Raw genomic sequence first — 15,009 nt, forward strand, 5'->3', positions numbered from 1 at the left:
TGTCCAGGCTAGCCGGACCTACGATTGTGCGAACTGTGCGCCGGTGCCACCCGGCGCTGCAGTTGCGCGGCGAGCTGACCGGTCGAAGCGGGAACCACGTGCACCGTTTCCCCCACGCGCAGCAGGTAGCGCCCGTCGTTCGCGACGTCGATCCAGCTGTAATGCAGCGGTGGGGAAGGGGTTTCGCGGTCGAGTCCGGTTTCGATGCGGATATGCCCCTCGGCGGTGTGCGGGCGGCGCAGCAACCGCTGGATCCGGGGAACCGCGGGATGGGCCGCGATCACGGTCTCCTCGTCGCGCACCGCGTCGGCCGCCGCCTCACGAGCGGGTTCACGTCCGGGTGGTGTGTCGGGCAGGCAGGCGGTGACGCGCGCGCCGATTCCGGCGCTGTGCCCGATCGAAACCCGCACCTGCCCACCGTAATCGGGCCGGGTGCCGGGTTCCTGCACCAGGAGAACCGCGTGATCGTAGACAGCGCAGGCCAGTAACCGGATCTCGCTGCCCGGCGTGTGCCCGCCGCCGACGAGCACGATCCTGGCGTGCGGTTCGGCGACGATCCGCAGGCACGCGGTGAGGTCGGGATCGGTGCCGGGCGTCAGTCGCTGATCGAGAGTCGAACGTAATCGGCGCGCTTCGTCCTCGGTGCGCGGCGTTTCGAGCAACCGCAGCGGAAACGGCACCCGGTCGCGACCGGTCTCCCGCCAGACGTGCGCGAACTCGTCCGCGGTGAAGGTCCATCCCATTGCCGATCCCATCCTTACCGAACCAGGACGAGCTCAGCCTAACCGCAGTGTCCGAATCCGGCGCACCGTTCATCCGCCCGAATGGAAACTCCGGCGCAATGAGTACCCGGATGAGTATTTCGGCGGACGTCTGTTGCCGCTGTGACTCCTACCGTCAGGACAGATCCGTTGACTGGAGGAGCTATGACCTACGTTCGAGGCGGCCGTCCGACTCGCGGAACCGGGGTGAGGACCATGCGTACTCGCGGCATCACCACGGCACTGGCCGCCGTTCTCGTGCTCGCCTTCGGCGCGGCCTGCGGTGACGACAGTGACGCGACGACTTACTACGGCGACGAACTCGCCCTCGGCAACGGGCAGATCCGCACCTACGTGACCACCGATGACTCGGGCAAGCCGACCGAGGTCGGCCTGCGAATCCAGGAGGCGGCACTGGAGGGGCTGCCCATGCCCGCCGGTGCGCCGGAGGGCCCACCGCCCGCCGGTAGACCGTTGGCGCTGCCGAAGGAAGCCGCGGGCGCGGTGGTCGACCATCTCACCTTCGATTGGGTGCCGCACGGCCATCCACCGGCAGGCATGTTCGACAAGCCGCACTTCGACGCCCACTTCTATTTCATCGACGCCGCGGCGGTGACGGCGATCAGCCCGCAGGATCCGCAGTTCCTGGCGAAAGCGGCCGTGAACCCGGACGCGAAATACATGCCGGCCGGCTACGTGACGGCGCCCGAGCCGATCGAGATGCAGGCGGTCCCCGCGATGGGCGTGCACTGGCTCGACATGAGCAATCCGGTCGCACCGGGCCAATTCACGCAAACCCTGATCAACGGCTCCTGGGACGGCCAGTACATCTTCACCGAGCCGATGTTCACCCTGGAATGGCTGCTCACCAAGCCGTCGTTCACCGGTGACATCCCGCAGCCGCAGGCCTACCAGCACACCGCGCGGTACCCGACCACCTATTCGATCAGCTTCGACGATGCGTCCGACGAGTATGTGGTGAAGGTCGGTGGGCTCACCGATCGCACCGCTTCCTGACCCTTCTGCAAGCCCCTCACCTGCGAGTAGGCTCGTCTACTCGGAGGTGAGGTGTGATCACCGAGCTGATCGGGCGCGAGTGGGAGCTGGCGGACCTGCTGGCCCGGCTCGACGATGCGGTCCACGCGGTTCCACAGCAGGTGATCTGTACCGGCGAGGCCGGGGTCGGCAAGACCAGGCTGGTCGCCGAGCTGGCGGCGCGCGCACGTGAGCGAGGGGTGCGCACGCTCTGGGCGCGGGCGCTCGAGCTGCCCGATCCGCCGCCGTTCTGGTTGTGGCGCCAGGCGCTTGGCCCGGGGATCGCCGCGCCCGACGGCGACCGGGTCGCACTGTTCGAAACGTTCGCGGCGAGCTTGGACGACGGCGCGGCAACCGGCACGCTGCTGGTGATCGACGATATCCACTGGGCCGACGAGCCCTCGCTGCAGGCCCTGCTCTATGTCGTGCGCGGGCTGCGGGATCGCCGGGTCATGGTGTGCGCCACCGAGCGCACCGGTGCCGAGGACGGTGGCTGGACCGCGATCAAGCCCGAACTCCTTCGTGAACCGGTGACCGCCTCGCTGCCCGTGCGTGGGCTCTCGCCTGCGGACTCGGCGCGCTGCTTGCAGCTCGAAGCGGGCCGCGCGCTACCCGCCGAACTGGCGGACCGTGCCTTCGACATGACTGGTGGAAACCCCTTCTACCTGCGTGAACTCGGTCGGTCGATGCGCGGTAGCACCGACGACGCGCTGCACCTGCCGACCAGTCTGCGCGAGGTGGTGCGCGCGCGGATGGTGCCGCGGTCGGCCCGGGCCGTGGAACTGTTGCGGGCGGCCTCGATTCTGGGTGAGCGGTTCTCGATCGCGGTCGCCGCGCGGCTGGTCGAGCGCTCGGCGGCGGACTGTCTGGCCGCGGTGGACGAAGCGGTCGACGCGGGTCTGCTGGCGACCGACGACGATCCGGGCACCGTGCGGTTCGCGCACGCGCTGGTGCGGGCCGCCCTGCTCGACGATCTGTCGCTGCACCAGCGCGTGGTGCTGCATCAGCGGGCGGCCCTGGCCATCGAAGCGTTGTATCCCGATGCGGTGGAGGCGAATTCGGCCGCCTTGGCCTGGCACTGGGCGAATGCCGCGGTGACCGGAGCGCACGAGCCCGCCGTGCGCTGGGCGCGCCGCGCCGCGCAGGTGGCGTTGCGGGAGCTGGCTTTCGAGGACGCCGTGCGGTTCTACGGGCTGGCGGTGACCCATGCCGCCGAGCTGGAACCGCTCGAGCGGGGCAGGTTGCTGCTGGAGCGGGCCGCCGCACAGGTCAGGGCGGGTCACCTTGTCGCCGCCCGCGCCGATTGCGCCGCTGCCGAGGCACTGGCCCGCAAGGCAGGGGAACCAGTCCTGCAGGCCGAAGCGGCCTTGGTACTCGAACCGATCGGGGAGCGCGGCTGGGACCGCGATATCGCCGATGCGTGCGCCGAAGCGCTCGCCGCCGACGGCCTGCCTATTGCACTGCGAGCCCGGTTGCTGGCCCGGTCCACCGAAACCGCGATCTACCTGGGCCGCTCACAGGGTGTCGACGCGTCGAGCCGGGTCGCGCTCGCGGTGGCCGAGCGCAGTGCCGACCCGGCCGTCCTCGCCGCCGCGTTACGGGCCCGTCAGCTCGCCTGCAGCGGGCCCGACCATCGCGAGGAACATCGCGAACTCGCCACGAGAATGATCGCCGCGGGCGAGCACGCGCGCGACCCGGCCATGGAGATGTGGGGCAGGTTGTGGCGCATCGATGCGCTGTGGGAGCAGGGTGATCTGGGCGCGATCACCGGCGAGTTGTCGTGCCTGTCCTGGTGTACCGAACACACCGGCGGCCCGATGGCGCGGTGGCACCGGCTGGTCGCGGAAGCCGCGCTGGCGCAGGCGCGCGCCGAGTTCGACGACGCTCTCGACCGGGCCCGGCGGGCGCACGAGCTGGCTACCGCGCTCGGCCATCCCGCCGCGTTCGGCGCCTACCGGTCATTGCTGGTCGTGGTCGGGCACCATCGCGGCCATCCGCCGGAGACACTGACATTGCCGCAGGCACCGTTGCGCGGCGAGGTGCGCAATCTGCTGTTCGCCGCGCTCGGCACCGCGTTCCCGATGGTGGACAGCGGCATGACCGCAGCGGCCGAGTCCCTCTACCGTGGCCTCGGCCGCCCCGGAACCTGGGTGTTCCCACCGTATTTCGCGCTCAATGTGCTCACCGTCGGTGGTGCGGTCGCGGCTGGACTCGGCATCATCGAGGACGTGGCCTACTTCCGTGAGCGGCTGACCCGTTACCGCCACGGCCACGTCACCGGTGGCGGTGGCACCGCGCACTATCTGGGACCGGTCAGGTTGTGGCTCGGGAAATTCGCTGCCGTACTGGACGATCCGGATACCGCCGAAAAGGATCTGCGCGCGGCGGCGCGGACCGCCCGCACGATCGGTGCCCCCGGGTTCGCCGTCGAGGCCGACTGCGAACTGGCCGAACTCCTGCTCGCCCGGGGCGCCACCGCCGATGCCGTCGCTGTAGCCGGGGGTGCGTTGCCGGTGGCCGAATCGGCCGGGATGACCCCGTGGATCGAGCGGTTACGGATGGTCGCGGTGCACCGAAACGGCGACACGACACTGACTCCGCGGGAACGCGAGGTCGCCCGCCTCGTGGCACGCGGCCTCACCAACCGGGAGATCGCTGCCGCGCTCGTCCTGTCCGAACGCACCGCGCAGAACCATGTGCAGCACATTCTCACCAAACTCGGCTTCACCAGCCGCAGCCGGATCGCATCCTGGGTGGGCAGCGGCCGGATCGGTCAGTAACCGCGCTGCGGATCCACGATCGCCCGCAAGGGTTCGCCCGCCACGAACCGGGTGACGTTGGCGCCCACATGATCGGCGAAGGCGGCCAGGCGCAGTTGCGGCGGATTGGAGTCGTGCGGGGTGATGATCGCGTTCGGCAGGTCCCACAGCGGATGCCCGTCGGGCAGCGGTTCCGGGTCGGTGACATCGAGTCCGGCACCGCCGATGATCCCCCGCCTCAGTGCGTCGACCAGCGCGTCGGTGTCGATCAGGCTGCCACGCGCCACATTCACCACCCACGACGACGGCTTGAGCCTGGCCAGCTCGTCGGCACCGATCAGATGACGGGTCTGCGCGGTCGCCGGGGCCGCGACGACCACATGGTCGGTGTGCGACCAGACCCGTCCGAGCTGATCGGCGGGCACCGTCTCCACGTCGGCGCCGATTCCGGGTCCGGTGACGCGGTTGCCCGACCGGTTCACCGCGATCACGTGCGCACCGAGCGGGGCGAGCATCGGAATCAGCGCGCGGCCGATACCGCCCGCGCCGACGATCGTCACGGTCTTGCCGCGCAACGACCCGACGTGGGGGAAGAATTCGCGCTGCCGCCACGAGGTCGCGCGCAACTGCTCGGGCAGATACCGAACGCCGGCCAGCAACAGCATCAGCGCGTGCTCGGCGACGCTGTGCGCGAAGGCGCCCGCCGCGGAGGTGAACGTCGGGCCCGGGTGGGCGGCGAACACGCCTGCGTCGAAGAAGTCCTCGATCCCCGCGGCGGGCAACTGCACCCAGCGCACCGACGCAGGCAGTTCGGCCGGGAAATCAGCGGGCGTCCCCGTCCAGATCAGGGCGTCGGCGTCGGCGAGCGGACCGACCCGGGCACCCGCGCCGACAACCGCCTTCTCGAGCAGTCGCGGAGCGTTCGGGTCCGGACCGATCGCGACGGTGATCGCGGATTCCTGCACAAAGTCCTCCTGATTGGTGCCGGGGCGGGCAGAGTTCCGATTCTCCCGGACCGCCGGGACCGCGTCGAGCCAGGAACTCACGATTCGTCGAGATCGACGGGTTCGTCCACGCCGTGGCGGTCGGCGAGTTCCAGCAGTGGGGTGATGTCGAAGACGGCGTCGTCCATGTCGGCCTGGATGTCACCGAGTTCGGCGTAGCGGGCGGGGACGGTCCGGATCGTGAAATCACGGGGATGGATGGAGTCGATCTCGTCCCAGCGCACCGGTGTCGACACGGTGGCCTCGGGGACACCACGCACCGAGTAGGCGGCGGCGATGGTGTGGTCGCGCGCGTTCTGGTTGTAGTCGACGAACAGGGCACCGGGGTCGCGATCGCGGCGCCACCAGGCGGTCGTCACGTCGTCGGGCGCGCGTCGCTCGACTTCCTGGGCGAAGGCCAGCGCCGCTCGGCGCACCTGCTGGAAGCCGTGCTCCGGGGCGATCCGCACGTAGACGTGCAGACCGTGGCCTCCGGAGGTCTTCGGCCAGCCGACGGCACCGAACTCGTCGAGGACCTCGTGCACCACCCCGGCGACGCGCTGCACCCGCGACCACGGGCAATCCGGCATGGGGTCCAGATCGATGCGCCACTCGTCGGGCGACTCGGTGTCGGTCGAGCGGGAATTCCAGGGATGGAACTCCACGGTGGACATCTGCACCGCCCACGCGACGTCGGCGAGCTTCTCCACACAGAGTTCGTCGGCATGCCTGCCGTAGCGCGGGAAGTACACCCGAACGGTCGGAATCCAGTCGGGCGCACCGGCGGGCAACCGCTTCTGATGGACCTTGTCACCGGCCAGCCCCTTGGGGAAGCGGTGCAGCATGCACGGCCGGTCGCGCAGCGCGTTGACGATGCCGTCCCCGACGCCGAGGTAGTAGTTCACCAGGTCGAGCTTGGTCACGCCGAGCTCGGGAAAGTACACCCGGTCGGGATTGCTGACCCGTACCGTGTGCTCACCCACCGGCAGTTCGACCGCCGGAGCCGCAGACTTGGCCACACGCGCAACGATAGACGAGCGGGCCCGCCCCGTGGCCGGGTAGCGGACCCGCGTGGCGCCGCGACTACAGCTCGTACACCCCGAAGGCACGGTGCTGGATGCACATCGGCATCACATGTACCTGCTCGGTCCATTCGAATTTGGCTGCCGCCTCGACGGTTTCGCGTTCGGCGACACACACGGTGTTGGTGCCGGGCATCGTCAACGGGTTGAGCACCGCCAGCGGGATGCCCGCGTGGATGCCGCTGTAGAGACCGCCGCTGAAGCACAGCGGGGTGATGGCGATGCCGCGCCGCGCGCTTTCGCGGTCGGCGGCGGCCTGGGCGCCCGGCACCCCGGAGCAGTCGAGGGGGTTCTCGTTCGTCGCCTGGGCAGGGGCGGTGAAAAGGGTGAAGCCGGCCGCACAGCCCGTGGCGACGGCCATCAGGGTTCGAGCAAATGTGGTCCTGGTCATAGCCGCATTGAAACACTGCTCACCGGCGGTACACACAATCGGCGACGGCGTGTCGGGCCCGATCAGCGCGCGACGGCCTCGAGTACGCAGACCGGCGCGACGGTTTCCACCGTGCGCGTCAGGGTGAAACCGCCGCGGTCGAGCAGGGCACGGAACTGGGCTTCGGTGCGTTCGTGGCCGCCCTCGGTATTGACCAGCATCTCCAGATCGACGAATTTGCCCGGGTGCGGCCGATGATGCTCGGGCAGCACCAGCTCGATCACCAGCAGCGTCGCGGTCGGGCCCATGGCGGCGCGGACGGTGCGCAGGATGCGTTCGGCGTGCTCGTCGGACCAGTCGTGGACGATGTTCTTGAGCAGATAGGCGTCGGCGCCCGTGGGCACGGCCTCGAAGAACGAGCCCGCTTGCACCGTGCAGCGTCGCCCGAGTCCGGCAGCCGCGAGATCGGTGCTCAGATCCTCGACCACGCCGGGCAGATCGAACACCACCCCGCTGGTCGCGGGGTGCCGGCGGAGAATCTCGACGAGCAGGCTGCCACGTCCGCCGCCGACGTCGACGACGGTGTGGAAGCGGCCGAAGTCGTAGGCGGCGAGCAGCGGTTCGATCGACAGCGTGCCGATGCTTGTCATCGCGCGGTCGAACAGGTCGCCCACCGCACGATTGCGCGCGGCGTATTCGAAGAAGCTCGCGCCCTCCAGCGCCTGGCCCACCGCCTCGCCGGTGCGGACGGCATCGCCCAGATGGGTCCAGTGGTTGCGGTGGTAGGGCGAGCCGAAGAACCTGGCCACCTCACGCATGGTCACCGCCGCGTCGCCCCGCAACGCCTCGCCGATGCGGGTCAGGGCGTACCTGCCGTCGCGGCGCTGGGCGAACACCTCGTAGCTCACGAGCAGCCGCAGGAGCCTGCGCAGTCCGTCCTCGTCCACCTCGAGCGCGCCAGCCAGTTGCGCCGAGGTGCGCGGGCCGTCGGCGAGCTGGTCGGCGATGCCGAGCTCGGCGGCGGTGCTGATGGCCTGGGAGAGGAACCCCGCGAACTGCAGTTCCAGCAGCGCGATATGGCCGGGGACGAGCCGCCGATGGAGCCTGGCCAGCGCGTCGCGCACCCGGTCGAACGCGTGGACCACGGGAATCGGGGGCAGCTTCTTCGTCGTCATCGCGACTCCATCGTCGGCCGTTCGACCTGCGCGTACGTGCTGAGGGTACGGGATTCGCGACGCGCCGGGCCGGAGTGGATCAGGTCGGCGTGGCCAGCGCGAACGGCAGCACCGCGTCCGCGCCGCTCGCCCGGAGGGCATGGGCGGCGACGGTCATGGTCCAGCCGGTGTCGGTGAGGGTGTCGACCAGCAGGATCGGTCCGTCCACCTGCGACAGGTCGGGTACCTCCCAGTAGTCGAACAATCCCGCGACGCGGTGGGCCGAGTTCGCCGCCGAGACCGGGGGGCGGTCGGGGCGCGCGTGCAGCGTGCCCAGATCGGTGAGGCGGCCGATCTGGGCGAGTCGCTGCGCGAGGCTGGTGGTGAGCTGGGGATAGCGCGGCGATTCCAAGGCGAGGACCGAGGTGGGGCGGGCCGCCCAGTCCCAGTCGCGCAGTACGGCGATGCAGGCGTCGAACACCGCGTCGGGTACCGGGGCGTCGGGCCCGTCGAGCAGGGCGCGCAGGCGCTGGCCCCAGCCCAGATCGGTGAGCCGGCCGAGCACACGGCCGGTCTCGGCGCCGCCGGTGATCTTGCCCGACAACGGAATTCCGAGTTTCGCCATGCCGGTCGGCCACTGTTTGCGCGGGGCGAGGTCGAGGCCGGGGCGATCGAGGCGGGCACGGGTGGCGGCGATCGCGGCGTCGTCGACGCTGGTGTCGGGGCGGGTGCCGGTGCAGTTGTCGCAGCGGCCGCAGTCGAGCTCGGCGGTGGCCAGGCCGTCGAGGCCTGGGTCGTCGAGCTGGCGGCGCAGGAACGTCATCCGGCAGGTCGTGGTCGACTGGTAGTCGATCATCGCCTGCTGCTCGGCGTCGCGGGCGGCGGCGAGGCGTTCGTAGCGCTCGGTGTCGTAGGTCCAGTTCTGTCCGGTGGACAGCCAGCCGCCGCGCACGCGGCGAACCGCGCCGTCGACGTCGAGCACTTTCAGCACCATCTCGAGCCGCGAACGGTTCAGCTCCACGAGCGGTTCGAGCGCCGCCGTCGACATCGCCCGGTTCGTGTCCAGGGCGGCGAGTACCGAGCGCACGATGTGTTCGCGAGGAAACGCCACGGAGGCGAAATAGCTCCAGATGCGCGCGTCCTCCGGGCCGGGCAGCAGCACCACCTCGGCGCGGTCGGTGCCGCGCCCGGCGCGGCCGACCTGCTGGTAGTAGGCGATCGGCGAGGACGGCGCGCCGACGTGCACCACGAACCCGAGGTCGGGCTTGTCGAAGCCCATTCCGAGTGCCGAGGTCGCGATCAAGGCCTTGACCTCGTTGTTCAGCAGGGCCGCCTCGAGCGCTTCGCGTTCGGCCGGGTCCGTTTGGCCGGTGTAGGCAGCGACGGTGTGGCCGTGGGTGGCGAGCACGTCGGCCAGGTCGTTCGCCGCGGCGACGGTGAGGCAGTAGATGATGCCGGAACCGGGCATCCGATCGAGGTGGGCGCCGAGCCACGCCGTGCGCTGCACCGCGTCGTCGAACCGGACCACCGACAAGTGCAGCGACTCACGATCCAGGGTGCCGCGCAACACCAGTGTGTCGGTGCCGATCTGTCCGGCCACATCGGTGACGACCCGGTCGTTGGCGGTCGCGGTGGTGGCCAGCACCGGCACGTCGGTACCGAGGTCGGCGATGAGGGTGCGGATGCGGCGGTAGTCGGGACGGAAATCGTGACCCCAGTCCGACACACAGTGCGCCTCATCGATCACGACCAGCCCCGCGTCGGCCGCGAGTTTCGGCAGTACCTGGTCGCGGAAGTCGGGATTGTTCAGGCGTTCCGGACTCACCAGCAGCACATCGACCGCACCGTCGGCGACCCGCTGATGGATCTCGTCCCACTCGGTGACATTGCCCGAGTTGATGGTGGCCGCCACCACCCCCGCCCGTTCGGCGGCGGCCACCTGGTTGCGCATGAGGGCGAGCAGCGGCGACACGATCACCGTCGGCCCCCGACCTGCCCAGCGCAGCAGTTTGGCCGCGATGAAATACACCGCGGACTTACCCCAGCCGGTGCGCTGGACGACCAGTGCCCGGCTGCGCCGCACGACGAGCGCCTCGATCGCCGTCCACTGGTCCTCGCGTAGCCGGGCCTGCGGCCCGGCGAGGTCGCGGAGCAGCTCCTCGGCGCGTTCGCGCAGGTCGGGAGCCATCAGGTCGAGCACGTCGTTACCTGCCGCTGTGGTCATGGGCCCTATGCTGCCCCACCCCACCGACAGGTTTGATCGGCGATACAGACCTTCCGCCGGGTCACCCCTTCACGCACAGGACCTGACGCAAGGTCGCGACCACGTCGACCAGATCGGCCTGGGCCGCGATCACCTCGTCGATGTCCTTGTACGCGGCCGGGATCTCGTCGACCACGCCCGCGTCCTTACGCGACTCCACGCCCTCGGTCTGGGCGATCAGATCCGCGACGGTGTACTGCCGCTTGGCCGCGCTGCGACTCATCCGTCGTCCGGCGCCGTGCGAGGCCGACTGGAACGACAGCGGGTTTCCCTTGCCGCGCACCACGTAGGACCGCGTGCCCATCGAGCCCGGGATCAGCGCCAGTTCACCGGCACCTGCCCGCACCGCACCCTTACGGGTCACCAGCATCGGCACGTCGTCGATGATCTCCTCGGCCACATAGTTGTGATGGCAGCTGATCGGCTCCTCGAAACGTACCGGCCGCTCACCGAATTCGTCCCGCACGGCCTGGCAGACCAGCGACAACATCACCGCGCGATTGCGCGCAGCGTATTCCTGGGCCCAGGTGAGGTCCCGGCGATAGGCGTCCATCTCCGGTGTCCCGGAAAGGAAAACGGCCAGATCGCGATCGGGCAGCGGCTGGTTGTGCGTCAGCGCCCGTGCGATCGCCATGTGCCGCTCCGCCAGCTCCTTGCCGATATTGCGCGAGCCGGAGTGCAGCAGGATCCACACGGCGTCGTCCTGGTCGAGGCAGATCTCGATGAAGTGATTGCCGCCGCCGAGCGATCCGATCTGCTTGTGCGCCTTGGACTCCAACGACGACACACCCGGGTGCAGCTGCCCGAACGCGCGCCAGAACCGGTCCCAGCTGTTGGCACGCAATGCCGCCTTGCCGTGCGAGTTCGCGAATCCGGCATCCAGTTTCGTGACGTTCACGGCTTCCTTGTGCGCCTGGAACCCGACCGGCACCGCCTGCTCGATCCGCGCACGCAACGAACGCAAGTCGTCTGGCAGATCGGAGGCCGTGAGCCCGGTCTTCACGCTTTCCATCCCGCACCCGATGTCGACTCCCACCGCCGCGGGCGCCACCGCGTCCCGCATGGCGATGACCGAACCGACCGTCGCGCCTTTACCCAGGTGCACATCCGGCATCACGCGCAGTCCGTGCACCCAGGGCAGTTCGGCGATATTGCGGAGCTGCTTCAGTGCGGCCTGCTCGATCTGGTGCTCGTCTGCCCACATGAGCGTCTGCGCTCGGGTACCGCGCAGCTCGACGGGAAACATGGTCGGTCCTTTCCTTGGTGTATCACCAACGGTAGGGGCCTTGTCGTGGGCGGCGCACCCCATTTACCACGCGGTCGCGGGTGGGTGGAACGTTGCCTGTGTCCCATTCGCTCCTAGCGCTCTGGCGCGGTCGGTGCCGAACTCGCCACCGCGGATCAGCGATTCTCGGCGAGCGCGGCCGCGATCTGTTCCCGTCCGGGGATGGACGCGCTGGCGCCGAGCTGGGTAGTCGCCAGGGCGCCGGCTGTGTTTGCCCAGTTCAGAGCGGCGGCTGCGCCCTGAGACCACGTTGCGACGAGGGCGCCGGTGAAGGCATCGCCCGCGCCGGTCGTGTCGACCACGTCTACACGGCGCCCATCGGCGGTCAGTTCCGTGCCGTTGCCACGGTAGATCGCACCGTCGGCGCCCAGGGTTCGCACCACGTGCGCCACCGGCCCCAACGTCGACGAGAAGTGTTCGTACTCCAGCGAATTCACGATCGCCAGGTCCACATCGGCCCACAGTCGTGCGGGCAGCAGCTGGACGGGGGAGGGGTTCAGGGCTACGAGTGTGCCTGCGGAGCCGGCGTGGTGTGCGGCCGCTGTGACTGTTTCGAGGGGGATCTCGAGCTGGCACAGCAGGATGTCGGCGGCCTCGATCGCCGCGAGCTCCGCTTCGGTCAGGTGGGTCATCCTGCCGTTCGCCCCGGCCACGACGATGATGCTGTTCTCGCCCGCACCGTCGACCACGATCGTCGCTACCCCGCTCGGGCCGGGGACCGTGCGCAGGAGGGTGGTGTCGATGCCCGCGTCGTCGAGGGTCGCGCGCAGGGTGGCGCCGAAGGCGTCGTCGCCGATCGCGCCTAGGAACCGCACGTCGGCACCGGAGCGAGCCGCCGCGATCGCCTGGTTGGCGCCTTTCCCGCCCGGAACCGTGGCGAAGCCGGAGCCGAGCACTGTTTCTCCGGGGGCCGGCCGATGCGCGGTGGTGGTGACCAGGTCCATATTGACGCTGCCCAACACCACAACGGTCGGTGCGGCGGAGTGGTTCATAAACGTCGAATTTAGCGGCGACGGCGTTGCGCGGTGCCCGCTTGCGACGCGATGTCAGTGGTCGAGTCGCGGGGCGCCTGCCCGCAAGACCCTGTGGATAACTCGGTCCCGCTGCCGGTCGGAGCCACATTCCGGGTCCCGGGTGGCGTCGAGCGGGACGGGCACAATGCGTACGCTGATACCCATGACGGTAGAAGTGACCCCCGAGCTCGACATCCGCGCAGCGGTGCACGACGCCGCCCGCAGGGCTCGCGTCGCGTCCCGTGCGCTCGCTCAGCTCACCACGGCGCAGAAGAACGACGCACTGCACGCCGCGGCCGATGCGCTGCTCGCCGCGGCCGACCGCGTGCTCGCGGCCAACGACGCCGATATCGAGACCGCCCGCGCGGCAGGCACCCAGGAGAACCTGCTCGACCGGCTGCGGCTCACCAAGGCCCGCATCGACGGCATCGCCTCGGGCCTGCGTCAGGTCGCCGGCCTGCCCGATCCGGTCGGTGTCGTCGTGCGCGGCAGCACCCTGCCCAACGGGCTCGAGATCCGGCAGACCAGGGTGCCCCTCGGCGTGGTCGGCATGGTGTACGAGGCCCGGCCAAATGTCACCGTCGACGCCTTCGGCCTGGCACTGAAATCGGGCAACGCGGCGCTGCTGCGCGGCTCGTCCTCGGCGGCGAACTCCAATGCCGCGCTCGTGGAGATCCTGCGCGAAGCGCTCACCGCCCAGGGCATTCCGGCCGACTCGGTGCAGCTGCTGCCGAGCAACGACCGGTCCAGCGTCACCCACCTGATCCAGGCGCGCGGCCTGGTCGATGTGGTCATCCCGCGCGGCGGCGCGGGCCTCATCAACGCCGTCGTCCGCGACGCACAGGTGCCGACCATCGAGACCGGCACCGGCAACTGCCACGTCTACGTGCACAGCGCCGCCGATCTCGACATGGCCGAGGCGATCGTGCTCAATGCCAAGACCCGCCGTCCCAGCGTGTGCAACGCCGCCGAGACGGTCCTCATCGATGCCGCCGTCGCCGAGACCGCGCTGCCGCGGCTGAGCAAGTCACTCGAGGACGCGGGCGTCACCATTCACGGTGACCTGCCCGGTCAGGTGCCCGCCACCGATGCCGACTGGGGCGAGGAGTACCTGACCATGGATATCGCCGTGAAGGTCGTCGACGACCTCGACGCCGCGGTCGAGCACATCAACACCTGGGGCACCGGCCACACCGAGGCCATCGTCACCGCCGACCTGGCCGCCGCACGCGAGTTCACCGCCCGCGTCGACGCCGCAGCCGTGATGGTCAACGCCTCCACCGCGTTCACCGACGGCGAGCAGTTCGGCTTCGGCGCCGAGATCGGCATCTCCACCCAGAAGCTGCACGCCCGCGGCCCGATGGCACTGCCCGAACTCACCTCCACCAAGTGGATCGTGTGGGGCGACGGCCAGACTCGGCCGGTGTGACCGTGACTCTGGTACAGGAACCGATCTTCACCTCGGTCGACGACGTCATCGCCCGGCTGGCCACCACCGGCTACCTGGCCGACAAGGCCACGGCCACTTCGGTGTTCCTCGCCGACCGGCTGGGCAAACCGCTGCTCATCGAGGGCCCGGCGGGCGTCGGCAAGACCGAACTCTCGCGCGCGGTCGCCCAGGTGGCCGACGCCGAACTTGTGCGTTTGCAGTGTTACGAGGGTGTCGACGAGGCCCGCGCCCTCTACGAGTGGAACCACGCCAAGCAGATCCTGCGGATCCAGGCATCGAGCGAAAACGATTGGGCCGAAACCAAAGCCGACGTCTTCACCGAGGAGTTCCTGCTCTCGCGTCCGCTGCTCACCGCGATCCGGCGCACCGACCCCACGGTGCTGCTGATCGACGAGACCGACAAGGCCGACGTCGAGATCGAGGGCCTGCTGCTCGAGGTGCTCAGCGATTTCGCGGTCACCGTTCCGGAACTCGGCACGATCACCGCCACCCGTAAGCCGTTCGTGGTGCTCACCTCCAACGCCACCCGCGAACTGTCCGAGGCCCTCAAGCGTCGCTGCCTGTACCTGCACCTGGACTTCCCCGACGAAGACCTCGAGCGCCGCATCCTGGCCAGCCGGGTACCCGAGCTGTCGGCGGTGGTGTCCGAGCAACTGGTGCGCATCGTGCATGTGCTGCGCGGAATGCAACTCAAGAAGCTGCCGTCGGTGGCCGAGACCATCGACTGGGGCAACACCCTGCTCGCACTGGGTTCCCAGGACCTCGACGACGCCACGGTGCGGGCCACGCTCGGCGTGGTGCTCAAGCACCGCAGCGACCACCAGCGTGCCCTGTCCGAGCTGAAACTGGCCTGA

12 protein-coding genes are annotated in these 15,009 nt (G+C 69.6%); 4 read left to right on the forward strand and 8 right to left on the reverse strand.

What is annotated here, in order from left to right:
* Positions 1–8: 8 nt before the first annotated feature.
* Positions 9–743: an ESX secretion-associated protein EspG gene (locus LDL21_RS17825; protein ID WP_181698333.1), complete on the reverse strand. Its 735-nt coding sequence runs from the start codon at positions 741–743 to the stop codon at positions 9–11.
* A 234-nt stretch (positions 744–977) separates the two neighbouring features.
* On the opposite strand from LDL21_RS17825, the gene LDL21_RS17830 reads away from it, so the two are divergent.
* On the forward strand, positions 978–1,778 hold the full coding sequence (locus tag LDL21_RS17830) for a DUF5602 domain-containing protein (RefSeq protein WP_225281018.1): 801 nt from the start codon (positions 978–980) through the stop codon (positions 1,776–1,778).
* A gap of 53 nt (positions 1,779–1,831) precedes the next feature.
* A complete protein-coding gene (locus LDL21_RS17835) occupies positions 1,832–4,576 on the forward strand; it encodes an ATP-binding protein (RefSeq protein ID WP_225281019.1) in 2,745 nt (914 codons plus the stop codon).
* Here LDL21_RS17835 and LDL21_RS17840 read toward each other — a convergent pair.
* The 7 genes from LDL21_RS17840 to LDL21_RS17870 form a co-directional block, all read right to left on the reverse strand.
* Positions 4,570–5,520 carry a D-isomer specific 2-hydroxyacid dehydrogenase family protein gene (locus LDL21_RS17840; protein WP_225281020.1) on the reverse strand — a complete coding sequence of 317 codons (951 nt, stop codon included), beginning with the start codon at positions 5,518–5,520 and terminating at the stop codon, positions 4,570–4,572. The two genes, LDL21_RS17835 and LDL21_RS17840, sit on opposite strands and share 7 nt — an antisense overlap.
* Positions 5,521–5,597: 77 nt before the next feature.
* Positions 5,598–6,557: a non-homologous end-joining DNA ligase gene (gene ligD, locus LDL21_RS17845; protein WP_225281021.1), complete on the reverse strand. Its 960-nt coding sequence runs from the start codon at positions 6,555–6,557 to the stop codon at positions 5,598–5,600.
* A gap of 64 nt (positions 6,558–6,621) precedes the next feature.
* Positions 6,622–7,011: a hypothetical protein gene (locus LDL21_RS17850; protein WP_225281022.1), complete on the reverse strand. Its 390-nt coding sequence runs from the start codon at positions 7,009–7,011 to the stop codon at positions 6,622–6,624.
* Between the two features lie 62 nt (positions 7,012–7,073).
* Complete coding sequence (locus LDL21_RS17855) at positions 7,074–8,165, reverse strand: methyltransferase (RefSeq protein ID WP_225281023.1); 1,092 nt, start codon at positions 8,163–8,165, stop codon at positions 7,074–7,076.
* 79 nt (positions 8,166–8,244) lie between these two features.
* Positions 8,245–10,368, reverse strand: coding sequence for a RecQ family ATP-dependent DNA helicase (locus LDL21_RS17860; protein WP_225281024.1), 2,124 nt, complete (start codon positions 10,366–10,368; stop codon positions 8,245–8,247).
* A gap of 61 nt (positions 10,369–10,429) precedes the next feature.
* On the reverse strand, positions 10,430–11,653 hold the full coding sequence (locus LDL21_RS17865) for an RtcB family protein (RefSeq protein ID WP_225281025.1): 1,224 nt from the start codon (positions 11,651–11,653) through the stop codon (positions 10,430–10,432).
* Positions 11,654–11,808: 155 nt separating this feature from the next.
* A complete protein-coding gene (locus LDL21_RS17870; protein ID WP_225281026.1) occupies positions 11,809–12,684 on the reverse strand; it encodes a ribokinase in 876 nt (291 codons plus the stop codon).
* Between the two features lie 184 nt (positions 12,685–12,868).
* On the opposite strand from LDL21_RS17870, the gene LDL21_RS17875 reads away from it, so the two are divergent.
* Entirely contained in the window at positions 12,869–14,134 is a 1,266-nt protein-coding gene (locus LDL21_RS17875) for a glutamate-5-semialdehyde dehydrogenase (RefSeq protein ID WP_225281027.1), read from the forward strand.
* Positions 14,131–15,009, forward strand: coding sequence for an AAA family ATPase (locus LDL21_RS17880; protein WP_157105062.1), 879 nt, complete (start codon positions 14,131–14,133; stop codon positions 15,007–15,009). The genes LDL21_RS17875 and LDL21_RS17880 overlap by 4 nt, the downstream gene beginning before the upstream one ends.

The organism is Nocardia rosealba (assembly GCF_020216065.1).
GTDB classification, from domain to species: Bacteria; Actinomycetota; Actinomycetes; order Mycobacteriales; family Mycobacteriaceae; genus Nocardia; species Nocardia rosealba.